The sequence below is a fragment of the Thalassotalea euphylliae genome (assembly GCF_003390375.1).
GTDB lineage: Bacteria > Pseudomonadota > Gammaproteobacteria > Enterobacterales > Alteromonadaceae > Thalassotalea_F > Thalassotalea_F euphylliae_A.
Window position 1 is genome coordinate 2990861 of sequence record NZ_QUOT01000001.1, and the last position, 25914, is coordinate 3016774.

Below are 25914 nucleotides of genomic sequence, written 5' to 3' on the forward strand. Positions count from 1 at the left end.
ACTTTTTTCTGACCACAATAGCCGTTAGTATAAGTGTTTTTTCACGTGATTGAACAAAAATAATAAAAATCACCGTGGTCTTTGTTATGTTCAACTTTGGAGTATTAAATGAAATTGTTTAAACCAACTTTGGTTGCAATTGCGATGGTGTCTGTATTTGGCTGTCAGGAAGCTAAAAAAGAAGAGCGAGTTGTAGCACAAGCGCCAGTATTGGAAGCAGAAATTGACAAGCAAGCTTATGGTTTAGGCGCGTCAATTGGTATGTACATGGAGCGTAACCTAGCAGAACATGAGAAGTTAGGTTTAGCGTTAGATAAAGAGCTGATCGTAAAAGGTTTTGTAGAAAGCTTAGAAGGCAAATCACAATTACCACAAGAAGAAATTCAAGCTTTATTAATGTCGCTTGATCAGCAAATGAAAGAAAAGCAGCAAGCGCAAATTGCTAAGCAAGCAGAAGATGCGTTAGCAGAAGGTCAAAAATACCTTGATGAAAATGCAAAACGCGAAGGTGTGATGACCACTGAATCTGGTATTCAGTACGAAATCATTACCCCTGCTGAGGGTGAAAAGCCAACGGCAACTGACACTGTAAAAGTACACTACACAGGTACTTTAATTAACGGTGAGAAATTCGATAGCTCAGTAGATCGCGGCCAGCCAGCAATATTCCCGCTAAATCGTGTAATTCGCGGTTGGACTGAAGGTGTTCAGCTAATGTCGGTAGGTGCGAAGTATAAGTTCACTATCCCTTCAGATCTTGCTTACGGCCCTATGGGTAACCCACCGCGCATTCCAGGTAACTCAGTATTGAATTTCGAAATTGAATTATTAGAAATTCAGAAGCCTGAGCCAGCACCAGAAGTAGGCGAGCAAGCGGAACCAGCTGCACAGTAATTTTCTGACAGTTCTTGTTACTAAAAGCCAGCATTACTTGCTGGCTTTTTTTTATAAAAAATTAGGTATGTCTGGTTTACTTTACGATGTGAGTAAGCTTTTAAACTGTGGCGATAGACCATGTACCTATCGTAAAATAGAGAGATTCTTCATTTCCGCTATTTCCTATGAAATCTTTACTTATTATTGGTTGGGTTTGGCCTGAACCCAATTCTTCCGCAGCTGGCAGCCGCATGGTTCAGCTTATTCGTTTATTTCAAACGTTGGATTACCAAGTAACTTTTGTTAGCGCGGCCAATACAAGTGATCATATGATTGACTTGGCAGCACTCGATGTTGCTGCGCAGGAAATCACACTGAATTGCGATAGCTTTGATGCCTTTGTCAGCGAGTTAGCGCCTGATGCAGTAATGTACGACAGATATATGGTGGAAGAGCAATTTGGTTGGCGCGTTGCCAAAAACTGTCCTAATGCATTACAAATTCTCGACACAGAAGATTTACAAAGCTTACGTAATGCACGCCATCAAGCTTTTAAACAAGATGGTCACCTTGATAATACCGAGCTAAATACTGAGCTTGCGATTCGCGAAGTTGCGGCGATTTATCGCTGTGATTTAACCATCATGATCTCGCCAGTGGAAATAGCGCTGTTGGTTGAGCATTATCAAGTGCCTGCCTCACACCTTTGTTACTTACCTTTTCTTCATGACGAAGAAGCATTATCACAACCCAGCTTGCCTTATACTCAGCGTGATAATTTTATTGTGATAGGTAACTTTCGTCATGCACCTAACTGGGATTCTGTGCTCTGGCTTAAGCAGCAAATTTGGCCTCAAATTCGTCAGGCGCTGCCGCAAGCTGAGCTTCACATTTACGGTGCTTATCCTCCGAAAAAAGCGACGGATTTGCACTGTGAAAAATCTGGCTTTCTGGTCAAAGGTTGGGCTGAAGATGCTTTTGAGGTAATGGCGAAAGCTAAAGTGTGTTTGGCACCACTGCGCTTTGGTGCCGGTATTAAAGGCAAGTTAAGTGACGCCATGCTGTGCAGCACGCCGTCAGTTACTACCGCAATTGGCGCAGAGGGTATGACGACTGAGTTAGGCTGGGCTGGTGAGGTTGCGGAAACCGTTGACGGCTTAGCACAAGCAGCTATTGCGCTTTATCAGAATGAAGACAAGTGGCAAATTGCCAGTGAACTTGCTGAGCGAAATCGCAAACTACTGTTTACCAGCCAGCCGTTTGTTGACCAGTTTAGCGAGCAGTTAACGTGCATCGCCAATCAGCTAACAATGCATCGCCAACAGAACTTCATCGGCTTAATGCTCAATCATCACAGCCATAAAAGTACCCAATATATGTCGCAGTGGATAGCGGCTAAAAACCAACTCATTAACTAACAGTATGAAAGAAAAGCACTTTTCTAACAAAATGTCGCTGAGCCAAATGTCGTTGGAAAAAATATCGCGGAGCTAAGTATAGTTGGCCTTATTGAAAGCTTGTATTGAGCTGATGGGAAAGTCGAACACTTGCCATCAACATACGAAGGTTAATTTGCTGTGACATTAGATCTAACTCTTCGCTGGTCAACTTCACAGGCAAATTGCGCTCTTGGCAGGTTTGGCTTGCGTTAGGTTGGCAATACTTAGTTGTTGGCGAACGCGCAATGGCAAATGATTCGTTGGCCCAATCAATCACTGAGGCGTTTTGCCATTTAACCATATCGGCATTTGGTGTACTGGCAAGTTGCTTAGTCAGTAGGTTGAACATTTGCTGGTATTGCTCTGCTAACTTTTTGTGTTTTGTTTGGCGAGTCAATAAGCACTCATCCCATAACCAATGCATGCTTGAACATTTCACGTCTTGAGCTTCAATTTTCGTTTTGTTTCCACCCCAGTCGCTCGCAAAACTGACGTGCAGCGGCTGATGGATATCACCCAGCCAATGGCCCAGAAACATAAGCGCTTCGTTGCGTTGTTTAGCGTTTTCACCTTGTGTGACTAGGTTGGCATGATAGGGAATTGCTTGAGTAATGCAGTCTTTTTGGCAAGTGCTGTGGGTTAACTTTTGCTCACCACGGCCAAGGTTAACGTAATGCCACGGCTTATATTTGTCGTAATGATCAAGCTTTTTAATGGCGTCAGGCCAAGTGCAAGCTTTACCTAAAGTGATAGGACTGTTTTTTGGGGCAAAGTTGTATTGATTAATACGTTTTCGCTCTGTTTTATTAAGGCTAGCGAGTAAGTTGTCAACTTGGCTTTTAGCGTTAGGGGTTAATGCTTGGTAAGCGAGATCGCACACTAGCTGGTGACCAAGTTTGCCAAGTGCGTAAGCGGGTTGAAAAGCTGAGCCAATAAGTAAAATTGCAGCACTGGCTAAATAAACGATTGTTTTTGCAGTCATGAGGTGTTTTGCAGATACGAATAACTAGCGAGCTATGCTGTCATGGCTGCCAGTATGGTGCAATGGTTTTTCACCGCGATTAATTGGTTTTATCTGAGGTTATTCGAATGGGAGGTGAGAGAATAAGCGACAAGCAGCAAAGAACTACTTGTCTTGTTATTCTATTTGTTGCAACTGCAGTTTGAATGGCAATGGCAATGGCGTGCGATATTTAGCAATATCAGAGGCTAGTTAGCCGCAGAGACATAGATGATTTTTGGCTCTTGGCCTGCTTTGGCAACGTCGCGAATGGTTACAGAAGCATTAACCTTGTTTTTACCAATACTGTATTTGTTCAAAAAGTTGAACGTGTTATCTGCTTGATACTTATAAGCAAACTTGGCGGGCGCTAAGTCGTTACAACGAATAGTATTGATGTTTACCTTGCGATCATGAATGCCCATTTTACGTAATGTGCTTTTAACACCTTTTATGTCGTTATTACCTGCTCTTACGCATAGGCGGGTTTCATGTGAACTGTCAGTGGCGACAAATTTATATTGCTGTGCGAAGCTAGCTGGCGCATATGAGCCTGCAACAATGGCGCTTACGGCGATACCAGCGAGTAATTTATGTTTCATTGTTCTCTCCTAAACTAATATTGTTAGCCAAGACAATGGCTAAGCATTTGATACCAAGCGCTAGCTAAGTATTCACATTGTTCCGTTTTTAAAACTTGGTGTTCCTTGTTACTGTATTGCTACTGTAATGCGCTAATAAGTAGACAAGGTCATACTGCTGTCACCATAAAAGCAATTCCGTTTTGCTTGACTGTATTTTTAGCAAAAGAGTGTGTGTGACTGATGTCGTAGCTTTGTCGAAATGTAAACGAGTGTAGAAAAGCATGACAAAGATCACTTTTCTATGCGTGCTGTTTATACTAGTGCTTACAACTAAGTTGTTATTCTAATTAGGATTTAAAGATGAACGAGCAAGAAGTAAGGGCATATTTACTTGCTAAGCCTGAAACAATTAAAGATTTTCCATTTGGCGAAGATGTTGAAGTTTATAAAGTAAAAGGCAAGATGTTCGCCACCTTGTCCTTGGGTAAGGGCAACGAAAAAGGCACTGACGGTAAGCTAGAGGGTCATTACTGCATGAACTTAAAATGTGACCCCGAAGAAGCGGTTATGCTGCGTGATATATTTCCTAGCGTGATCCCCGGCTATCACATGAATCGCGCGCTGTGGAATACGGTGATTTTAGATGGCTCTGTACCTACGGGGGAAATTGAGCGTATGATAGATAACTCGTTTAAGCTGGTGGTCTCGAAAATGACCAAGAAGGATCAAGCGTCGATATTGATTCATTTATAAGGGATTGTTGTACTGGGCAAGCTTAGCGAGCTTTCCTTTGTTGTCTGCGCATTTCGCAATGACCAGATAAAATCAATACGCCTGTCGCTAGCCACATTAGCCCAGCGATGAGAGCCTCTTCACTGACTCTTTCTGGCTTTCGTAGCCATAGCTGGAGAGGTAGTATCCCGCGAATAATGCACATGGCAGCAATAAAGTAATTGGCGAAAATATATAAAGGTAATGGGCGTAATATTTGAGCAGCGGAAAGGTTATATAAACCTATAATCACAAAAATGGACGCTGCTAGAACTGTTCCTATTGGTGCTAGCCATGTGCCTTGTTGAGCGGATTCAATAATTACCTCAGGCGCCATCTGGGCGCTGTAACAAGCTTCACCTAACCAAATACAAGATAAATGGGCAATGGCCGTTACAAAGGCGATTGTAGCGGCAAGCACTAGACTAATTTGGGCTGCGCTTTTTACATTGATTGTCATCTAAATCCTTTTGATATCAATAACCTCATGAACTTTTAAAGTTTAAATGATGATCAGTTTTAGAATCCAGCACTTTTATTACAAGGTAGCTTTATCGTTAACCTTTAATTCAGGCCAATAAAAAAACCAGCGTTAACGCTGGGTTTTAAGCTGAGTTTATTAGTGCAGTAACTAATCAGCGATTAAGCTAAAGAATCTTGTAGTGGTGGAACTACTTGCTTCTTACGACTCATAATGCCATCGATCCACACTTTACCGTCAACAGAAGCTGCGCCGTAGGCTTTTTCCGTTAAGTCGTCATTGTTGCTGACGACTAGTACTTCTGAGCCTTCTTTCATAATGTCGGTAAGTACTAACAATACGCTGTGGTAGTCGCCTTCCGCTTTTAATGCCGCGATATCGGCCTGTAAGTCAGCTTTCATATCGTCAACTAGAGCTAAGTTGATCAGCTCTAACTGGCCAATGCCCACTTTGTTGCCGTGCATATTGAAGTCTTTAAAGTCACGCATCACTAGGTCACGCACAGGCGTGCCAGCAACCGCTGATTTCACTTCAAACATTTCCATGCCAAGCGCTTTGTAGTCTTCTACACCTGCAATTTCCGCTAATGCTTCAACACATTTAATATCGGCAGTGGTACAGGTTGGTGATTTGAAGATAACTGTGTCAGATAAAATTGCACACATCATAGCGCCAGCGATGTCTTTTGGAATTTCAACACCGTGGAAGTCGTACATCATTTTAATAATGGTGTTAGTACAACCTACTGGGCGAATCCAACACTCAAGTGGTGTTGATGTGGTGATATCACCTAATTTGTGGTGGTCGATAATACCTAATACTGTGGTGTCGTCGATATCGTCTGGGCCTTGGATGCGATCTGAATGATCAACCACGTAAATGCCGTCAGTGTCAGCAAACGTCATTTTTAATTCAGGTTGCTCGAAACCAAATTTGTCTAAGATAAATAAAGTTTCTGGTGATAGCTCGCCTAAACGTGCTGGTTTTACGTCTTCACCAATTTGGTTTTTTAGGTACGATAGGGCGATTGCTGAACAAACTGAATCAGAATCTGGCACCTTGTGTCCGACCGCGTAAGCTGGCATTGATAATTCTCCAAGCGAATAAGGTTAATTGGCGCGTATTCTAGCAGTTTTTGGTGGATAAAAAAAAGCCGCAGTCATTGGCGAAAATGTCTGCGGCTTCACGAATGAGTTTAGCGCTTACTTTCGCTAGTTATAGTAGCTTAAGCATTTTTCTACTTCGTTTTTCGAACCCATGATCACTTCCACACGTTGATGAATATCATTTGGTTCAATATCCATTATCGGCCCTTCGCTGGTCATCGCTAAACCACCAGCTTGCTCAACTAAATAACTCATCGGGTTCGCTTCATACATTAAGCGTAACTTGTATGGCTTCTCTGGATTTTTGTTATCGGCAGGGTAAGTGAAAATACCGCCGCGAGTTAGTACACGATGGATATCGCCAACCATAGCGGCAATCCAGCGCATATTGAAGTTCACACCACGCGGGCCATCGCTACCAGCCACTAAATCGTTAATATAGTTTTGCATTGGCGCTTGCCAGAAGCGCTGGTTCGACATATTAATAGCAAACTCACGGGTGTCGGCTGGTACTTGCACATTGCGCTCAACCAGCAAGTAACCGCCATGCGTTCTGTCGAGTACGTAAAAATGTGTACCTTTACCTGTGGTCATCACCAACATGGTCGACGGGCCATAAAGTACATAACCGGCACAGACTTGTTTGTGGCCTGGTTGCTGGAACTGTTTAGGATCATCAGCGGCAAGCTCAGGAATGGCTTCGTGAATTGAGAAAATTGTGCCTATCAGCGAGTTAATATCAATATTTGAACTGCCATCGAGTGGATCGAACGACACTAAAAACTTGCCGTTAGGGTCGCCAGCCACTGAGGTATCTTCCTCCTCTGACGAAATGGCGCGAACAAAGCCCGATTCCAGCAAAATATCTTTAATTAATTCGTTGGAAACCACGTCTAACTTTTTCTGTACTTCACCTTGAATGTTTTCATCCAAAGTCGAGCCCATTAAGCCACCTAATTGCGCTTGGCTGACACGGAATGAAATTTCTTTAGTGGCGGCAAGAATAGTTTTAATTAACGAGATTAAGTCTAAAGGTACGTCGTCTTCGCGTAATGCTGGCGCTAGTCGTTGCATAGGGTTACCTAGTTGCTTGTTGTTGATGGCAAGTTATTGTTGGCTGGTCGATTTCTATTTGATCCGCCTTCGCCAACTGTATATTGTAGGGCGTGTTGAGCTTTCAGTCTCTAATGTTCAATACGCCTTAGCTAGAGCAAAATTTCTCGGTTGCCAAAAAGCTAGTTAAGTTATGCATTTCGCTGTTGGCACGGGTGATCAATTTATTGAAAGTTTTCACTCTAACTTTTAGCCGATTATAACTCAATTTTGTGACCGTTTTTAGTAAAAATAATAAGGAATTAGGATGAAATTAAATCGTCTGTTAACCGTGCTGATACTCTGCCTTAGCTGGCTTTCCAGCGCCCGGGCAGAGCCTGCTGACTTCGCAGAATTTAGCAAAGACAAGCAATATCAATCAGGCTATTTTTCGTTTTATCACGATGAAAATAGCGGCAAGGTTTACCTAGAAATTGACAATTTTGAGCAGCCGTTTTTATTTCAAAGCAGTATGCCACACGGTATTGGCTCTAACGATATTGGTTTAGATCGTGGTCAACTTGGTGGTACCCGTTTAGTACAGTTTGAGCGTGTTGGCGAAAAAGTGTTTTTACGCCAACATAATACTTATTACCGTGCAAATAGCGATAATAAGCTTGAGCGCCAAGCCATTAATGAAGCCTTTGCCAGCTCAATTATTTGGGGCTTTAAAGTGGCGAAAGCGAGCAAAAGTGGCAAAGTTGTGGTGGATTATACGCCGTTTTTACTTTCTGATATCCACGGTGTCGGTGAGCGCTTAAAACAGCGCAAACAAGGTAGCTTTAAAGTCGATGCTACGCGCAGTGGCTTGTACGCTAAGCGCACCAAAGCTTTTCCTAAAAATACCGAATTTGAAGCAACGATCACGTTTAAAGGGTCAGGTGCTGGCACTTACTTAAAATCAGTGACGCCAGAAAACACAGCGGTAACCGTTAACTTTCATCATTCCTTAATTGAACTGCCTGACGATAATTACCAAGAACGTGCATTCCACCCTTACAGCGGCTATTGGGCAATTAGCCATGCCGATTACGCCACTAAAATTGATGAACCACTGATCCAGCGTGTTATTCCGCGTCATCGCTTAGCAAAGCAAAATCCTGAGGCAGCTGTTTCACCGGCAGTTGAACCAATCGTTTATTACCTAGATGCGGGCGTGCCAGAGCCAGTAAAAAGTGCCTTGTTAGACGGTGCACGTTGGTGGAATCAAGCGTTTGAAGCGATTGGCTACCAAGATGCGTTTCAGGTGAAAATGTTACCAGCAGATGCTGATCCTATGGATGTGCGTTACAACGTGATCCAGTGGGTTCATCGTGCCACGCGCGGTTGGAGCTATGGGGCATCGGTTATTGACCCACGCACAGGCGAAATTATCAAAGGCCATGTTACCTTGGGCTCATTACGTGTCCGCCAAGACTACCTGATTGCCCTTGGCCTAACTTCACCATTTGGCAATGATACAAACGAGGAGAGTGGTGAACAAGCAGATACCAGCAAGCAACAGGAAATGGCACTAGCGCGTATTCGCCAACTATCTGCACATGAAGTCGGCCATACATTAGGTATTGCCCATAATTTTGCAGCCAGTGTGAATAATCGCGCCTCGGTGATGGATTACCCACATCCTTATATCACGCTCAATAACGGTGAAATTGATTTATCAAACGCGTACGACACTGACATTGGTGCGTGGGACAAATACGTAATTGCCTATGGTTATAGTGATATTGCCCCTGAGCTTGAAGATGAAGCACTCGCGGGTTTGATTGCCCAGGCGAAAAGCCAAGGCCTGCAATATATGTCGGATCCCGATGCAAGGCCAAAATCTGGCGGTCATGCGACAGGGCATTTATGGGATAACGGCAAAAATGCCGCCACTGAGTTAAGTCGTGTTTTAGCGGTACGTGAAAAAGCATTGCAAGATTTTGGTATTAACTCAATTGCCAATGGCACGCCGCTGTCAGAAATCGAGCAGGTATTAGTACCAATCTATAACTTCCATCGCTACCAAGTGGAAGCGGCAGTGAAGCTTGTTGCTGGTGTTGATTACAGCTACGAAGTTAAAGGTGAAGGTGAGGTTGTAGGTGTTTCAACTGTCGCGGGTGATAGCCAATACCAAGCGCTAGACGCCTTACTGGCGACCTTAACACCTAAAACGCTCACCCTGAGTGACGAATTAATTGGTTTAATTCCACCAAAAGCCTATGGCTATCAGCGCAATCGTGAAAGTTTTAAAGCCAACACTGGGCTAACCTTTGATCCAGTCAGCGCTGCAGAAGCGGCAGCGAAACATACGGTTGGACTGTTGTTAAATGCCGAGCGATTAGCGCGATTGCAGCAGCAATCGTTAATGGGTAAAGATATTCCATCAGTGGAAAAACTGTTGGATATGCTGCTAGAAAATACCATCAAGCAAAACAGTGAAAAGGGCTTAGGTTTGCTGGTGCAGCAGCGCGTTAATCAGCAAGTGGTTGAGCACTTACTTACCCTGTGGCATAGCGATAAAGTGGTGGCGGAAGTTAGAGCTGAGCTTTATGTCGCCCTTAAAGACTTGGGTGACTGGTTAGATGACAACCGTAAATCACGTAAACACCAAGGTATGAAAGCGCAATTTACTTTATTGGCTGAGCAAATCGACTTTAGCTTAGCGCAAGGCAAGCGCGTCACTCCGGCATCAAGCATTGTGCTGCCGCCGGGCTCACCGATTGGTCATGAATAAGCTGATGCAAAGTGAGAGCTTATTAAGCGAGTTTCATTCGCTAGCATTGCTGGGTATTCCGTTTGATGATAATTCATCGTTTGAACGAGGCCCAGCTAAAGCGCCAGCCGTGATCAAAAACGTGCTGGCGCACGGCTCGCTTAACAAGGGCACTGAGCTTGGGGTCAACCTTGCTGACAACCCCCAGTGGCAAGTTGTTGAGGATGTTAGCTTTTTAGCGGGCAAATCTACCCCATATGGCTTTAACCACGATATTGAACAAGCGGCATTAGCGCAGCTCGCGGCAGGCAATTTATGCTTGTCGCTCGGTGGTGATCACAGTGTTTCCTATCCACTGCTAAAAGCCTACGCGCAGTATTTTCCTGAGCTGACCATACTCCATATTGATGCCCATTCAGATTTATACGACAGCTTTAAAGGCAATCCGTATTCGAATGCTTGCCCGTTTGCTCGGGTAATGGAAGACGGGCTATGTCAGCGCTTAGTGCAAGTGGGTATTCGTACGTTAAATGCTCACCAGATTGCACAAGCGGAAAAGTTTTCGGTAGAAATGTATGAAATGCGGCATTGGCCGCTCGCTAAGCCATTGTCATTTGAAACACCTGTATATTTATCGCTAGATATTGATGGCATAGACCCAGCTTTTGCACCGGGCGTTTCACACCGCGAACCGGGTGGTTTAACGACACGTGAAGTGATTAATCTGATCCATCAAATTGATGCGCCACTTGTCGGTGCTGATGTCGTGGAATTTAACCCCAATCGCGATATCGACGGCATTACTGCCCAAGTTGCGGCAAAGCTGACAAAAGAGCTGGCCGGTAAGATTATTCAATCTAGCTTAAATGGGTAACTGAGCATGTGGGGGTTGTCATGGTTCATTTGGCCTGATTGAATTGGCCTGATTGAATTGGCGTAGATGATTTGGCATTAATAATAAAATTTAATTAACACTTTCACTTTTTTAACCTTAGTTAGCAGTCAAGGATTTGAAAAACTAATTTCACTGAATTTAAAAGGGAATTTATTTTGCGAATTAACACCTTCATACTGCTTGCGCTGCTTTACCTAGGAGTTACTTCAAGCACATACGCGAGTGAAGCAAAGGCATTTATTGAGCTACTACAAAAGCACTACCAGCAAACGGCCTCAATTAGCGCTTTTTCACTGACTCACAGTTATTTTGGCCGCAGTGACCCATATCAATCATGGGACTATCAAGCCCCTAGCCGCTACAAAGCCTTTAAAGTCACAGATATTGATATGGAAAAGCAGCACTACTATCAAAATGTTGTGCATCACTTTACTGGTGGCTTGTATTTAGATGAAGTGCACTTTCAAAATGATAGCGAGAGCTCGCGTTATGAACGCAATGGTATTTCCTTGGGTAAAAGTGCCATAGCGCAGAGTATGAATAGTTTCTCTCGCTACAAAAACTTAACCTTAATGAATCTTGATTTCTTGGCGGTAAGGCCTTTGCTGCAAACAATTAGTGTTAGTCAGGATATTAGTGAGACCATCGACATTCAGCCAGACAAAGTCGCTGGAAAAGTGACTTTAGCGCATCGACAGGCTGAGGGCGCTAAAGGTAAAGAAATCGAGTATGTGTTTAATCTCGCGCCGCTGCGTTTAGAATCCATCAATAACAAAGCGAGAAAACGCATTTTTCTCTATGGCGATTACCGAACAAGCAATGGCTACCACTTCGCACATTCATTGATTAAGCACTACAACGGCGATGTGATCCCCAGCTTTATAACCCGAATTGAGAAGTTTGAGGTGATTGAGCAGATAACACCTGAGAAGCTCACATTGCCCAATGGTTATCGCATCAAACCTGCTGAGCAATATTTAGCGTTAGCTGCTACTGAAATCGCTGAAGACCTTTACTTAATTAACGACGCATCACAAAAGCACAATACCTTATTTACCGTAAACGGCGGCAATATTATGGTGTTTGGCGCACCAAGAAGTAGTCGCTTATCAGAATCTGTGTTGAAAACCATCAAGCAGCAATTTCCTACTAAGCAAATTAGTGGTGTTTATGTCACTCACCCTTATCGTGAACATATAACAGGGCTTTTACCTTTTGTGGAACAAGGGGCGAAAGTGTATGCCGATGACTATACGATTGCGGCAATAAAAGCCTATCCACGCTTTACGGATAAGATTGATAGCTTTTCTTTTGAACCGCTCAGTCATGAGCAAGTGATCAATGGCGTTCAATTTTATGTGCTTGAGAGTGCTCGTTCAAAACGTCAAAGCTTTGCCTACTTTGCGCAAAGCGGAACGATTTATCAGTCAGATTTTCTTGAAATCGCTCGCGATAATACCATTGCCAATATCCTGCCCAGCTATAGCAAACAATTTATTGATTTTGTTCGAGAGTCAAAGCTCAAGGTTAAGCGCATTGTCGCGCAAAATAGGAATAGCAATATTTCGCAGGAGGTTATGAATAAGGCTTATCAAGCGAATACACTATAAGGCAATGGTGTTTTTATGCTGAGCTCTCTATGCATTACCTTTTAATAAAACCTTTCAATAAACAAGTGAACATAGTTAGTCTGCTATGTTCGCTGAATAAACTATCGGTTAATCATCAATTAGGGCAAAATCTACATCATGGCGTTATAGGTTTTATTCATCACTTCTACTGAAATATTGTTGTTTTTGTAATTGCCGACAATACGCTTTAATTTCAGTTGTTTGCTACGGACAAAATCAATAAAAGTTCTAGTGTAATTCGGTATCACTTTAGGAATAGTGTTATCAAATGCGATATTAAGAAAGTTTGCTTGAAAGATAATTTCGCTTTCTTTGAAGTAGACAAAACTTTGTCGTTTAGCGTGCATACTTTCTAAAATATAAAAACTTGCACCATCAATAACTTGTTCATGCTCGATGGTGCGGAATTTGAATGAATCGATATTTTCTGCAAAGCGTGGAAAGGCTTTGATAGCGGCAATGGTATAGTTATCTGCCAATATCACGATTCCTTGCTCCGCATAAACATTAAGGCCTGCTATATCTGGTGTTTGAGGGTGGGTTACATGAATGGCAGCAATGGTCTTTTCGGGAAATTGTTCGCGAATAAGTGCAGTGGTTTTCTTTGCTTGTGCTGGCGAGCCACTTGCGCCAAAGACCATGATTTTATCGCCATTGACTTTAAATAAGCTGTTACGCCAAGCTGAAGCGTCGGTGACGAGAAAAAGGTCTTTGGCAATTTCTGTGGCTGTTAAAACTCCATCTCCCCTTTTAATTTCGGGACCATAGCCTGCTGGAAGCTTTAATTTCGAGGTGTCTACGTGCTCAATGATATCGAACTTATCATTGAAACTAATGTAGGCAGGTACGGGATCGCCGTTGTAATACTTATTCACCGAGCGTGCGAAGGTGAGACCTCTGGTGGTTTGATAATCACCATAAACATGAATTGCTTGCCTTGATTTATTGTTTAGTTTTAGAAGCTGTAAAGGCTCGTTACTGAATTGATAGTCAATAATGCTTTCTTCTGACACTTTATGGGTAAGGGTAGTTGTATTTGATTGATTATCGTGAGCAAGGGTAACTTTACCGCTAATATCAGTTTCATCTAGTAACGGTCTTACAGCCAGAAAGTCGATATTCATTGCCATAAAACTCATAAAGCGATCAAAATTCCCCATACCTCTGTTTAAATACCGTTTGCCTAAAAAGTTACCATTTTTTTCGTAGTAGTAACTTTCCGTGTCATTTTGGTACTGCGCTCTATCAAGTATTTGACCGCCGGGAGAATACAAAATGTCGTTGTCATAAAAGTGCTTTTTCGCCATATCCACTTCGACCATCCTGACCGACAGAACGCGATTCGGTGCTTGATAGTCCCAATAATCATGAGATCGATACTGTTTGTTTAAGAAGTGGTAGCTAAATGAAAAAGCGCTAATTGATCTAGTGGGTTGATAATGGGCTCTGAGTTTTTCAATAAAGTCTTCTGCTTCGCCTGCCCATGCGCTTGCAGCGAGTAATGAAAAAGACATCATAGCGACATTTATTGCGAATGTTATGTGGCGTGTCTTCTTAAATAACTTCAACATAACGATTTTCCCTTCTTCCTTGCATCAATAATCTAACTGGCTGAATAATAAGCTATAAAATATTGATAAAGTGTTCTGCTAATTAGCGATGACAAGTCAGTATTCTGCGTCTAGTTGCAGTTTTCGTGTTCTCCACTTTTTTCAGCTTTTCACTTTTTAGCGAAGAAAGGTGAATTAGCAGACTAGGCTGCTGGGCAGGTGAGCGTAGTACTTACGCACCCATTTCGTTTTATTCCGTTGTGTGATTGTTAAGTGTTTGCTGATACTTGCTAAGCTTTTCTTGATAAGTGCGCTGCCAATAAGGCACAAGGTCTTTAGCGTGCTCGACCGCAAGTTTCTGCTCTGCTACTGCCTTTTTATAGTCTTTCACTTGAAAATAGCTGGCGGCCAGTGCTTCGTGGGCAAAAGCAGATTCTGGATATTGTTGAGTCGCTTTTTGCAGGATCGCAATCGCAGTTTCAGGTTCATTTTCTAACTTTGACTTTGCGAGTGCTTTTAGCGAGTTAAGCGCTGAGACTTCAAAGCCGTATTTTTCTGCCGATAAAAACTGATAGTGGGAAAGAATGGCATCAGCCCCTTGTTTGGCGATAGCAGAATCAGGTGTTAGTGCTTGGTGAACATCGTTAAATATTTCTTCAATGGCATAGCTAGTTGCCAGCACGGGCTGGGTCATATAGTAGTTGCCGTCAAAGCGTTGAATACTGACTTCGGTATGCTCAGGCGCTAGCAGTGTCATCTGCGCAGTGACTTGTTCAAAAGCCGCAAGGTGTGATTTGTCGTAGCTGCTATCACTCATCGAAAGTGCCACGTAGCGGGGTTTGTTGGGTAACTTACTAAATTGTGTTGCTACTTTTTTATGAAGTTTTAGTGGGTGATTGTTGAGTGTCGGGCTGGCAAGAATATATGCATTAAATAAATCAGGTTGATCGAGTAGCAAGCCTACGCCTACAGCGGCATTGCCGGTAAAACCGCTGTATATTTTAAAGCCATTAAGTCGGTAGTTTTTGGCAATATTGGGCAGTAAATCTTGGGCAAAGTACTCTAATAGTTTGGTGCTTTTTCCTTCCACGTACTCAGCATAAATAGCCGCAAAGGCTTCGTTGTAATTTTTTGGCGTCACAATAATGGTTTCCAGCCAAGGCCAAGCTCCGTTGTGACTCATCCAGTCGTGCATGCCTGCGTGCATCGGCTGGCTTCGTGGGTGAATATCAAATAGCAGTATATAACGTTTGTCTGTTTTGGTTTGATAACTAGCGGGCAGGGTAACGTTGTAGATAACTGGTGCATCGACTAACTCAGAAGAAATGGTTAGCTCTTCAATTGGGTTTAAGGCGCTAATCTCTGTTGCGCGAACGTCTAGAGATAAAAGCGACATAGCACCCAATATCGCACACAGTATCGCCAGCATTAGGTAATTACCAAACGTAACCGCTTTGCGTGGGATGATAGGAAATGCTTTGTTGACAGTATGCATTGCGTTCTTCCTTGTTTTTGTTGTTATTTTTAACTAGTGCTTAAAATAATACGACTAGCTTCGTATATTGATAACACAGGCAAAAACATTGTGCAAAATTTAAACTGAATCGGGCTGGGTGGTTCAGACGAATAAGGAAAGAAAAACGGCATGGCGGGAAGGTGTGCCATGCCGGCGGCAACAAAAATTGATTGAACTAGTCGTTTTGTGTTGCCAAAACTGATGTGAGTAAAGTGATTAGTTAGCGGTTACTTTGTTTGTATCAATGCCCTTTGGCTTTTCCGCGCTATGCTTTTCAGCGTTCGCTTTGTCATTGGTTAACATCATTTTGTCGCGTTTTAACGCCCGTGGTTTTGAGAGCACAACAAAGTTACCTACCATAATGGCGATAAAGCCAAACACCGTGTACTGATCCCAGACAAACCCTTCAACCACGGTTGAAATTGCCACGGCAACCGCAGGAAACAGAATATTGGCATACGAGGTTTTATGTGGGCCAATACGCGTCATTAACGATAAATAACAGCCGAAGGCGATCACTGAGCCAAAAATCGATAAAAATAACAATGAGCTGATATAAGATGCAGACCACTCAAAGGTAAACGACTTACCCTGTGCCAGAGCTAACACACTCATAAAAATAGTGCCGTACAGCATGCCCCATGCATTGGATTGAACCACTGGCATTTTATGGTTTTGATTGCGAATCGAAATCATATTACCGGTGGATGCCGATGCCGTGCCAATCAGGCATAGCACTAGGCCGTATAACGTCATATCAGTAAAACTCAAGGTATTCACTTGTGGCCAGAACAAGATCACAATGCCGATTAATCCCAAAGCACCGCCGATAACCACCTGTGAACTGACGGGGGTTTTATACCAAATACGGGCGTTAATAATGTTGAACAACAGCAAGGTTGAAAAGGCAATACAGGTTAGCGCTGAGTTAATATGTTGCTGTGCTTGATAGAGAAAAAAGTAGTTGCAGCCAAATAACGCCATGCCGAAAAGTGCTAACCATAGATGTTGCTTAGCCTTCATTGCCAGTGGCAACTTTCGCAGCCAACAATAGATAAACAAAACAGTCGCGGCTAAGCCAAAACGATAGGCGACCGAGGCTTCAGGCGCGACTTCGCCTAATTGGTAATTAATGGCTATCCAAGTGCTGCCCCAAATCAGCACAGTGAGGATGTAAAGCATGGTGTTGTTCATCGAATGTCCTATCACAATTGGGTATTGAATATCGTTGCTTAAATACGCGACTGATTGTTTATTATTTCACTGATCTTATTTTAGTTGTGCTGCCAGAAACAGTGTCGAAAACTTTGTTTGAAGGCAATGTCTAAAACTAATTGCTTGATAGACAGTGTAGCGAGTGTTTGTTTTAATAACATATACAGAAAAATGAAAATGTAACCTATACAGTTTGCGATGAAACTTCTTAACCGTCAGTCGTCTGATTTCCTCTATCAGCAAATTATTGAGTTTATTGATGATCAACAGCAGCAGGGCTTATTGCGTGCGGGTGACAAGCTGCCGAGTTTACGCAAGCTGAGTAAGCAGTTGGAAATTAGCGTACCTACGGTTAAGCAAGCGTATTTAGAGTTAGAAAAGCAGGGGCGCGTTTGCGCTCGCCCACAGTCAGGCTATTACTTGCAAGCCGAGCAAGCCCGTACCTTGCAGCCTACGCGCAGTAAATGGATGGGTAGTAAGCCTGTGGAGGTCAATTGTCGTAGCTTGATTGAGCAAGTGCACGATGCGGTTCACTTACCCAATACGGTGGCGCTGGGCATTTCTAACCCTGTGAATACTCACCCGCCAGATAAAGCGCTAGCGAGGTTAATGCGCTCAGTGCTCAGCAAAGTGGCAGAAAAAGCGGTGAGTTATGGGCCAGTGAATGGCGACCCTAAGCTGCGTATGCAGTTGGCATTTCGCTATCAAGAGTTGGGAGCTGCGGTCAATTATCAGGATATGCTGATCACCAATGGTTGTCAGGAAGCCTTATCGATTGCATTACAATGTGTGGCTGAAAAAGGCGATGTGATTGCGATTGAATCGCCTTGTTTCTTTGGCCTAATTGAACTAATTGAAAGCTTGGGGATGAAAGCGTTGGAAGTGTATACCTGCACAGAAGACGGTATTTGCCTTGATGAACTGGAAAAAACGCTCAATCAATACCCTGTCAAAGCTTGTCTATTTTCAACGGCGATCAATAACCCCTTGGGTTCACTGATGCCAGATAGTCGCCGTCAGCAAATGGTCGAGCTATTAGAGCGCTATGATGTACCATTGATTGAAGATGATACCTATGGTGACTTGCATTTTGATGGCGAGCGGCCCAAACCAGCGCAACTATATTCCGAAAAAGGGCTAGTGCTGACTTGCTCTTCATTTTCGAAAACGGCAGCCCCCGGCTACCGTATTGGCTGGTTAATTCCGGGACGTTTTGAAGAGCAAGCGAAACGGATTAAGCGAGCGCAATCGTGTTCAACCCCAATGTTGCAGCAATGGACGCTAACCGAATATCTGCTATCGGGTGAATATGATCGCCATTTGACCGTGCTGCGCAAAAAGCTGATCTACAATTGTGAGCGCATGCGGGCGTTAATCGCCGAGCATTTTCCCAATGAAGTTTGTATTGCCAAACCACAGGGGGGCAGTGTGCTGTGGGTGCGATGTCGTTCACATGTTAATACCGATGACTTCTTTCATGAAGCCATTGCTCAAGGGGTAAGTTTTGCGCCAGGTGGGATTTTTTCGCCGTCGGGTAAATATCAGCACTATATGCGCATTAGCTTTGGTGTGCAGTGGCACCAAGATATTGAGCAAGCGATTAAAACCTTGGGGCAGTTGGTTGCCCAATATCAGCACCACTAAGCCGATAAGCTTTACATCAAAAAATAAATTTGAGAGCACTGTGACCAAAGATCCGTTCACTATTTCGAAGAAAATCCTTTTGCCCTTGCTGGCGTCAATTATGGCGCTATCACCGTTGGCAATTGATTTATATTTGCCTGCAATGCCGCAAATTGCCGATGAGCTCACTACAACAATGCCGAGTGTACAAAATACGTTGAGTGTTTACTTAGTCGGTTATGCGCTTGGTTTACTGTTTTTTGGCCCAATAGCCGATAAATATCCACGTCGTCATTTGGTGATGATAGGGCTGATTGGCTTTACGCTCGCCACCTTGGCGCTGCCCTTTGCTACCAGCATTGAAGCTTTTACCGGCGTCCGCTTTGTCCAAGCTTTTATCAGCAGTGCGGCGACTGTTGTGGTGCCGGGCACGATTCGTGAGATTTATCAGAAAAACACGGCCAAGGGTTTATCGTATGTCAGTATGATCATGATGCTGGCACCCATGATTGCGCCTAGTATTGGTAGTGTGATTTTGGCGTTACACAGTTGGCAGGCGATTTTCTTTGCACTCGCCTTTTATGCCTGTTTGATCTTACTGTTTGCCTTTAAACAATTACCTAATCGCGCAGAGCCCACAACAAATAAGGAAAGTGAGGAAAGTGAGCAGCAAGCCACGCCGCAGACCACAACTCCTAGTTTTCTTGGCCGTTATAAAATTGTCTTAGGCAATAAACCAGCGCGCATAGAGCTGATCGCATCTATGATGATTTCACTGGCGTTTTTCGCTTATATCACGGCGGTTCCGTTTGTTTATATGACGGTTTTCCAAGTCAGTGAATTTACTTTCAGTGTGCTGTTCGCGGCGACTGTTGGTGCCTTAATGACTGCGCACTTTATTAACACTCGTTTAGTCGTGCGCAAAGGCTCGTGCACTATGCTTGGCTATGGGCTATTAGTGGCGGTGGTTTCATCAAGCAGCTTAGTGATAGTTAACTACTGGCAGCTACCTATTGCCTATACAATCGCGTCTGTATTGCCATTGATGGGCAGTATTTCCATGATAGCGGTTAATGCAGATGCCATTATTCTGCAAAAATTTGCTGAACAATCAGGCACTGCCACGGCAGTGATTGGCGTATTACGTTTTGGTATTGGCGGTTTAGCGGGGCCAATTTTAGCCTTCTTTTATGATGGCTCTGCAATGCCGTTTAGTTTGCTGATGTGGTTATCAGTGCTTGTCGTCTTGCTTGTGCAACTGCCGCGCTTTCTTGGTGAAAGAAATGTTGTGGATAAAACGGCTCAGCAATAGTAACTAAGCCTGACTGAACTGAATGGCTTAGATCAATGAATAAGGAAACAACAATGAAAAAAGTAGCAATTATTTTAAGCGGCTGTGGCGTATTTGACGGCAGTGAAATTCACGAGGCGGTGATCACCATGTTATCGGTTGAGCAAAATGGTGCCCAGTACCAGTGTTTTGCCCCTGATGTCACGCAAATGCACGTGGTTAATCATTTAACTGGCGAAGTTGCTGAGCAAGAGTCTCGTAATGTGCTTGTTGAAGCTGCCCGCATTGCCCGTGGCGAAATTAAGCCTGTGACGGAGCTGAATGCTGACGACTTTGATGCCTTGCTATTACCGGGCGGCTTTGGCGCAGCGAAAAATTTATGTGATTTTGCCATTAATGGCGGTGAAGCTTCAATGAATAGCGATGTGTTAGCAGCTTGTCAAAGCTTTGCAAAGGTAGGTAAGCCAGCCGGTTATATCTGTATTTCACCGGCAATGATCCCTATGGTTTATGGTCAAGGCGCACAAGCGACAATTGGCACTGATCTAGATACTGCAGCAGGCGTTACCGCGCTTGGTGGCGAACATATTGAATGCCCAGTGTCTGAGTTTGTGGTTGATGAAGCTAATAAAGTGGTGAGTACGCCTGCCTATATGCTAGCGGGTAATATCTCAGAGGCCGCTGACGGTATTGGCAAGCTGGTGAAGCAAGTGCTAGCCATGGCTTAAGGCTACCGCCAGATTGCCTGCGCAGAAATTTTAATCTGCTTGGTTTTTGCGCTAAGCTATTGATTAAGAGTTAGTTAGCCCTTGGCTAGCTAACTATTATTCACAGTATTGATTAGTAGCAGGTAAGCAATGAAAATCGTTAATAAGTGGTCAACTTTAGGTATAACTTTCATTGTCCTGCTGCTGTTGGTGATGTATGCCAGTGCGCCTCTGGTCACTTACTTTGCCAATAAACCGCTGGCTGAGCAAAACCTTGCGCTTGAGATCAAACAGTTAAGATTCAATCCGTTCACTTTTTCTATCGAAGTTGAACAACTTGCTGTTAATCATCAGCCTACCAATAATCAAGAAAAAGCAGTTGATGCTCAACAATTGCTGTCATTACAGCATTTAGCACTAAACCTGGATGCATGGCGGCTTTTTAGTGGCGAGATCCATATTGAATCTGTTGATTTAAATGGTATTGGTGTGCAAAGCGAGCTGATTGAACAAGAGCTCTCGTTTGCTGGTTGGCAGCCAATAGCGGCAGGCGACAGTGATGAATCAGAATCTGCATCAAGTGGTGAGAATAGCCAGCCTTGGCTGATGCGCGGTGACAGCTTAATACTGGAAGATTTTACTTTTACGCTACAAGCTAAGCGTCAACACAACTGGCACATCAATAAGCTGGTGTTATCCGAAGTTGCTGTCAAGCCAAACGCAAATAACCACGGCCAAGAGATCGCCTTAAAACTGCTGTTAGAAAGTCAGTTAAACCAGCAGCCTGTAAACCTTAATCTCGCTTTAACTCATAGTGCTGATAAAACGCAGTTAACACTCAGTAAGTTGCAACTTGCTGTCCAATTGAGTGATTTTAGTGAATGGTTGCCTCAGGAATTACAGCTGTCGGGGCAAGTTGAATTCTCGGCAGAGGCCAAACTCAATAAATCGAGTGGGCGGGCACTTACCAATTGGCAGCTTGTTGATATAACAAGTCAGCTCGCGACTAGCGATTTACATTTCGCTGTGCCTGTTAGTGAGCCAGTCGCGCTTCAAAACTCCACGTTAAAGCTAGGCAAGATAGATCTAGCTATCTCTACTGACAAATTCAATGTTGTGCAGCTAGAAGGTGATGGCACTGATAGCAAAGCATTCGATATTAATAACCTAACAGGGGCAGTATTAGCCCAGCTGGCTATAGAGAAGCTCGACTGGCAGCTAACCAATGGCGATGTTTTAGCGACGATAGCATCAATAACCGCTAGTGATGCCAGAGCTGTGTTGCCTGAGCAATCATTTCAGCTTGCCTCACTAAGCCTGACTGACGGTATGATTTCTCAAGCGCAAAATTTACATTCCATTCAATTAAACGAGGCGCAACCTAACGCTTTAGCAAATTTTGAGATGCTAGATATTACGGCGATAGCGTTAACGCCAGAAGAATTAAATATAGCGGATATCGCCATTAACTTAACCCAAGCTTCGGTTTATAAAAGTAATGTCTTAGCGGCGGAAAACTGGGTATTGGCTGAGCCAAACAAACAAAACACGGCAGAGCAAACAGAAGAAAAAACTCAAGAAACTCAAACCAGTAGTGAGCTGACTGCTAACCATGAGCAAAACAACAGCCCTGTTATTCGTATTGGGCAAATTACTGTGACTGGTGAAGGTGCGATTACTATGTTTGATTATACGCCCAGTGAACCGGTTATTCAGCGTTTAACCCTAAACGAACTTTGGTTAAAAAATCTAGATTCGAGCCAGCCGCAATCCTCTAGTTCATTTTTGCTAAATAGTCAGTTGGGTAAACGTTCGAGCATTGAAATTGCGGGCGATATTTATCCATTCACTGAACACGGCGATTTAAACGTAAAAGGCAAGATGTCAGCGGTTAATTTAGCGCCATATTCACCCTATGTAGTGGATGCAATCTATCATAAAATTACCCAAGGGCAGCTCACTGCAGACTTCGCATTTAATTTAAAGGAGCAACAAATCGACGGCGAAGTAACGACTTTGCTTAAAGCGATGGAGCTGGCGCAAGCACCTAATACAAAACGTTCTAACGAAGAAAAGAGTAAAGCTAGTGGTAGTCTTATCCCAATCAATGCCGCAATCAGCCAGTTAACCGATAGCCAAGGTAATATTGAACTGACTTTTCCATTAGCCGGTGATATTAATCAGCCTAATTTAGGTATCGGCGGCTTGATCTCCTTGATCACGGAAAAGGCGCTAAAACAGGGGGCGAAGAATTATATGATTCAGACCTTTTTGCCTTACGCCAATATCATCACTGTCGCTATGCTAGCCAGTGATAGCTTATTTGAAATCTCAATGGAAGATTTGCCATATCAGGCAGGGCAATCGGAGCTATTAGCGCCTCAGCTAGCCTACGCGAAACAACTTGCTGCCGTTTTAGCACAGCAAAAAGATGCGCAGGTAGTGATTTGCCCGAAAGTGATTAAACGTGATATTGCAGTAGATGACGAAGCAGCATTAAGCGGCGAGCAAAAAACGCAGTTATTGGCATTAGGTGAGTCCCGATTAGATCTGTTTACCGAGCATTTAATTGCAACATTTGGGGCAAATGCTGAACGCATTATTCATTGCCAGGCGGCAGTTGAACCAAATAATAATGTCCAGTCTAGGTTATCGTTTGCGATAAAGTAAATACTTACTTAGTCACACTGAAAAAGGGCTACATGATCATATTAGTATAAGCGCGTAAGTATAAGCGGGGAGGTTTAGCCTTCCGCTTCTTGTGCTTTAAGCTTAGCCTGCTGAATACGCCACTTTTGCAACTTTTCGTAATAATCATCCCAAACACAGGGGCAACAGGCACCGCCACCACAACAGTCGTCATCTGCTGGTGGGTTTGGCTTTTCTAGTTGTTCTTGCATGGGTAGCACTGTCGTTACTTTAGACACTATTGGCACTCATTTTGGGTAGGCAAGCAGTATACGTAATATTACCCTGCGCTTCATTAATAAAAAACGCTAACCTAAGTTAGCGTTTTTTATCGAGAAACAATGAATGAGCGTTATTCTTGCTCAGCCAATTTCTTCTCAAGGTAGTGAATATTAGCACCACCGTTAACAAAGCCTTCATCACTTAAAATGTCTTGGTGAAGTGCAATGTTAGTTTTAATGCCATCTACCACTAACTCGTTTAACGCATTGCGCATGCGAGCAATTGCCACGGCGCGGTTGTCACCATAAGTGATCAACTTGCCTACCATCGAATCGTAGTGGGGCGGCACTGAATAGTCTGCGTAAATGTGTGAATCCCAGCGAACGCCTAAACCACCTGGTGGGTGGAAGCGTGTGATTTTACCCGGTGAAGGAATAAAAGTGCGTGGGTCTTCAGCGTTGATACGACACTCAATTGCATGGCCCGCAATTTTGATATCGTCTTGGGTGTATGAAAGCGGCTGACCGGCTGCAACACGCAGTTGCTCTTTGATCAAATCAACACCTGTGATCATTTCAGTGACAGGGTGCTCTACCTGAATACGGGTGTTCATTTCAATAAAGTAGAACTCGCCATTTTCATATAGGAATTCGAATGTACCCGCACCGCGGTAATCAATTTCGATACAAGCATTGCAGCAACGTTCACCAATTTTGGCGCGCATTTCTGGGGTAATACCAGGTGCTGGAGCTTCTTCCACGACCTTCTGGTGACGACGCTGCATCGAACAGTCACGCTCACCTAAGTGAATCGCATTGCCTTGGCCATCAGCGATCACCTGAATTTCAACGTGACGTGGGTTTTCAAGGAATTTCTCCATGTAAACCATGTCATTATTGAATGCTTGACGTGCTTCAGTTTTGGTTAGTTGAATGGCATCAAGTAGTTCAGACTCTTCGCGAACTACACGCATACCACGGCCACCACCACCACCAGAGGCTTTGATGATCACTGGGTAACCAATGCGCTTACCATGAGCAAGGTTAGCTTCATTATCGTCAGTTAACGGGCCATCTGAGCCTGGTACACATGGTACGCCAGCTGCTTTCATGGCGCGAATGGCTGCCACTTTATCACCCATGATGCGAATGCTTTCTGCTTTCGGGCCAATAAAGGTAAAGCCAGATTGTTCAACCTGCTCGGCAAAATCAGCGTTTTCCGCTAAGAAACCGTAGCCGGGGTGAATGGCGACAGCATTAGTCACTTCCGCGGCAGTAATAATGCTTGGAATATCTAAGTAGCTTTCGGTTGCAGGTGGTTTACCAATACAAATGGTTTCATCAGCGAGTAGAACGTGTTTTAAATTACGATCTGCTGTTGAATGCACCGCTACCGTTTTAATGCCGAGCTCTTTACACGCGCGCAATATACGCAGTGCAATTTCTCCTCGGTTGGCGATAACAACTTTTTCTAACATGAAATTACCCTTAATGGTTGGGCTTATTCAATGATGAATAGCGGTTGGTCAAATTCAATAGCGTCTTCGTTCTGCGCTAAGATCTCTTTAATGACACCAGACTTATCTGCTTCAATTTGGTTCATCATTTTCATTGCTTCAACAATACATAGCGTATCGCCAGCGTTAACATGTTGGCCTACTTCAACAAATGACGCTGCATCTGGTGATGGAGACGCATAGAAAGTACCTACCATAGGTGAGCGTACAATGTGACCAGAAAGTGCCGCCGGTGCACTTGCAGCTTCTGCAGGCGCCGTGGCTGGTGCTACTGGCGCAGGCGCTGCCATTGGCGCAGCTTGCATAACTGGGGCTGCTACCATAGTGCCGCCTTTGTTGATGCGAATAGATTCTTCGCCTTCAGAAATTTCAATTTCGTTAATACCTGATTCTTCAACGAGTTCGATCAGTTTTTTGATTTTTCTAATATCCATGTTTACACCTTGTTGTCGCGTGTGGATTCTTGTGTATCGCCAGTGCCCAAGTAGTTAATTTGGTGCTGACTTAAGTAATTGTTTATTCGCGCTTTCAAGCGCATAAAAATATCCCTGGCTACCCAATCCACATATCACACCAAAGGCAATATCGGAAAAGTACGAGTGGTGTCTAAATACTTCACGCTGATGGACATTTGACAGGTGTACCTCAATAAAAGGAATACTCACTGATAAAAGCGCATCGCGCAGCGCAACACTGGTATGGGTATAAGCTGCAGGGTTAATAATGATGAAATCAATTTTTTCGAATGACTGATGAATTCTATCAATCAAGTCACCTTCAGCATTTGATTGAAAGTGCGTAAGGTTAATGTCTTTTTGTTCGGCTGCTTGGGTTAAACTTGCCATAATTTCTGCTAGCGTTTCACGGCCGTACACATCGGGTTCACGCTTACCTAGCATATTCAAATTAGGGCCGTTCAGTACCAAAACATTAAATTTTGCAGTCATCTTTCTTAAATTTGTCGTAATTTGTTGCTATGTGTTGATATTGTCACAAAGTATTTAAGATGAAAA

General features: G+C 43.6%; 22 protein-coding genes. 10 read left to right on the forward strand and 12 right to left on the reverse strand.

Going from position 1 to position 25914, the window contains the following annotated elements:
• Positions 1-108: 108 nt before the first annotated feature.
• On the forward strand, positions 109-894 hold the full coding sequence (fkpA, locus tag DXX94_RS13230) for an FKBP-type peptidyl-prolyl cis-trans isomerase (RefSeq protein ID WP_116016564.1): 786 nt from the start codon (positions 109-111) through the stop codon (positions 892-894).
• Between the two features lie 167 nt (positions 895-1061).
• Positions 1062-2294 (forward strand): glycosyltransferase, encoded by a 1233-nt coding sequence (locus tag DXX94_RS13235; protein WP_116016566.1) that lies wholly within the window; start codon positions 1062-1064, stop codon positions 2292-2294.
• 88 nt (positions 2295-2382) lie between these two features.
• Here DXX94_RS13235 and DXX94_RS13240 read toward each other — a convergent pair whose 3' ends face one another.
• Together DXX94_RS13240 and DXX94_RS13245 are read right to left on the reverse strand one after the other, a co-directional pair.
• A complete protein-coding gene (locus tag DXX94_RS13240) occupies positions 2383-3297 on the reverse strand; it encodes a S1/P1 nuclease (protein WP_116016568.1) in 915 nt (304 codons plus the stop codon).
• A 227-nt stretch (positions 3298-3524) separates the two neighbouring features.
• Positions 3525-3917, reverse strand: coding sequence for a DUF3718 domain-containing protein (locus DXX94_RS13245; RefSeq protein ID WP_116016570.1), 393 nt, complete (start codon positions 3915-3917; stop codon positions 3525-3527).
• A gap of 342 nt (positions 3918-4259) precedes the next feature.
• Between DXX94_RS13245 and DXX94_RS13250 the strand changes: the two genes are divergently transcribed.
• Positions 4260-4652 carry an MmcQ/YjbR family DNA-binding protein gene (locus tag DXX94_RS13250; protein WP_116016572.1) on the forward strand — a complete coding sequence of 131 codons (393 nt, stop codon included), beginning with the start codon at positions 4260-4262 and terminating at the stop codon, positions 4650-4652.
• A 22-nt stretch (positions 4653-4674) separates the two neighbouring features.
• Here the strand turns inward: DXX94_RS13250 and DXX94_RS13255 are convergent, their stop codons facing one another.
• From DXX94_RS13255 to DXX94_RS13265, 3 genes are all read right to left on the reverse strand, one after another.
• Positions 4675-5130, reverse strand: a complete 456-nt coding sequence (locus DXX94_RS13255; RefSeq protein WP_116016574.1) for a hypothetical protein — start codon at positions 5128-5130, stop codon at positions 4675-4677.
• 182 nt (positions 5131-5312) lie between these two features.
• The gene (locus tag DXX94_RS13260; protein WP_116016576.1) at positions 5313-6236 is read right to left on the reverse strand and encodes a manganese-dependent inorganic pyrophosphatase; all 924 of its coding nucleotides are present in this window, start codon (positions 6234-6236) and stop codon (positions 5313-5315) included.
• Between the two features lie 126 nt (positions 6237-6362).
• Positions 6363-7331, reverse strand: a complete 969-nt coding sequence (locus DXX94_RS13265) for a class 1 fructose-bisphosphatase (RefSeq protein WP_116016578.1) — start codon at positions 7329-7331, stop codon at positions 6363-6365.
• A gap of 286 nt (positions 7332-7617) precedes the next feature.
• Here DXX94_RS13265 and DXX94_RS13270 point away from each other — a divergent pair, with 286 nt between their 5' ends.
• From DXX94_RS13270 to DXX94_RS13280, 3 genes are all read left to right on the forward strand, one after another.
• The gene (locus tag DXX94_RS13270) at positions 7618-10068 is read left to right on the forward strand and encodes a zinc-dependent metalloprotease (protein ID WP_116016580.1); all 2451 of its coding nucleotides are present in this window, start codon (positions 7618-7620) and stop codon (positions 10066-10068) included.
• Positions 10061-10921 (forward strand): agmatinase, encoded by an 861-nt coding sequence (gene speB / locus DXX94_RS13275; RefSeq protein WP_220348101.1) that lies wholly within the window; start codon positions 10061-10063, stop codon positions 10919-10921. Before DXX94_RS13270 ends, speB begins: the two co-directional genes overlap by 8 nt.
• Before the next feature lie 176 nt (positions 10922-11097).
• Positions 11098-12552, forward strand: a complete 1455-nt coding sequence (locus DXX94_RS13280) for a hypothetical protein (protein ID WP_116016582.1) — start codon at positions 11098-11100, stop codon at positions 12550-12552.
• Between the two features lie 131 nt (positions 12553-12683).
• Here DXX94_RS13280 and DXX94_RS13285 read toward each other — a convergent pair whose 3' ends face one another.
• The 3 genes from DXX94_RS13285 to DXX94_RS13295 all read right to left on the reverse strand — a co-directional run bounded on the left by DXX94_RS13285 (position 12684) and on the right by DXX94_RS13295 (position 16833).
• Positions 12684-14144 carry a hypothetical protein gene (locus tag DXX94_RS13285; RefSeq protein WP_147302290.1) on the reverse strand — a complete coding sequence of 487 codons (1461 nt, stop codon included), beginning with the start codon at positions 14142-14144 and terminating at the stop codon, positions 12684-12686.
• Between the two features lie 229 nt (positions 14145-14373).
• Entirely contained in the window at positions 14374-15618 is a 1245-nt protein-coding gene (locus DXX94_RS13290) for a hypothetical protein (RefSeq protein ID WP_116016586.1), read from the reverse strand.
• A 237-nt stretch (positions 15619-15855) separates the two neighbouring features.
• Positions 15856-16833: a DMT family transporter gene (locus DXX94_RS13295; RefSeq protein WP_116016588.1), complete on the reverse strand. Its 978-nt coding sequence runs from the start codon at positions 16831-16833 to the stop codon at positions 15856-15858.
• 219 nt (positions 16834-17052) lie between these two features.
• Between DXX94_RS13295 and DXX94_RS13300 the strand changes: the two genes are divergently transcribed.
• The 4 genes from DXX94_RS13300 (at position 17053) to DXX94_RS13315 (ending at position 23145) form a co-directional block, all read left to right on the forward strand.
• On the forward strand, positions 17053-18498 hold the full coding sequence (locus DXX94_RS13300; RefSeq protein WP_116016590.1) for an aminotransferase-like domain-containing protein: 1446 nt from the start codon (positions 17053-17055) through the stop codon (positions 18496-18498).
• 40 nt (positions 18499-18538) lie between these two features.
• A complete protein-coding gene (locus tag DXX94_RS13305) occupies positions 18539-19789 on the forward strand; it encodes a multidrug effflux MFS transporter (protein WP_258872168.1) in 1251 nt (416 codons plus the stop codon).
• Between the two features lie 53 nt (positions 19790-19842).
• Entirely contained in the window at positions 19843-20496 is a 654-nt protein-coding gene (elbB, locus tag DXX94_RS13310) for an isoprenoid biosynthesis glyoxalase ElbB (protein WP_116016592.1), read from the forward strand.
• Between the two features lie 129 nt (positions 20497-20625).
• Positions 20626-23145: a DUF748 domain-containing protein gene (locus DXX94_RS13315; protein WP_116016594.1), complete on the forward strand. Its 2520-nt coding sequence runs from the start codon at positions 20626-20628 to the stop codon at positions 23143-23145.
• Positions 23146-23219: 74 nt separating this feature from the next.
• Here the strand turns inward: DXX94_RS13315 and DXX94_RS13320 are convergent, their stop codons facing one another.
• The 4 genes from DXX94_RS13320 to aroQ form a co-directional block, all read right to left on the reverse strand.
• The gene (locus DXX94_RS13320) at positions 23220-23375 is read right to left on the reverse strand and encodes an oxidoreductase-like domain-containing protein (RefSeq protein ID WP_116016596.1); all 156 of its coding nucleotides are present in this window, start codon (positions 23373-23375) and stop codon (positions 23220-23222) included.
• Positions 23376-23515: 140 nt separating this feature from the next.
• Positions 23516-24862 carry an acetyl-CoA carboxylase biotin carboxylase subunit gene (accC, locus tag DXX94_RS13325; protein WP_116016598.1) on the reverse strand — a complete coding sequence of 449 codons (1347 nt, stop codon included), beginning with the start codon at positions 24860-24862 and terminating at the stop codon, positions 23516-23518.
• Between the two features lie 23 nt (positions 24863-24885).
• Positions 24886-25335 carry an acetyl-CoA carboxylase biotin carboxyl carrier protein gene (accB, locus tag DXX94_RS13330; RefSeq protein WP_116016600.1) on the reverse strand — a complete coding sequence of 150 codons (450 nt, stop codon included), beginning with the start codon at positions 25333-25335 and terminating at the stop codon, positions 24886-24888.
• 54 nt (positions 25336-25389) lie between these two features.
• Positions 25390-25848: a type II 3-dehydroquinate dehydratase gene (aroQ, locus tag DXX94_RS13335; protein ID WP_116016602.1), complete on the reverse strand. Its 459-nt coding sequence runs from the start codon at positions 25846-25848 to the stop codon at positions 25390-25392.
• Positions 25849-25914: the final 66 nt, after the last annotated feature.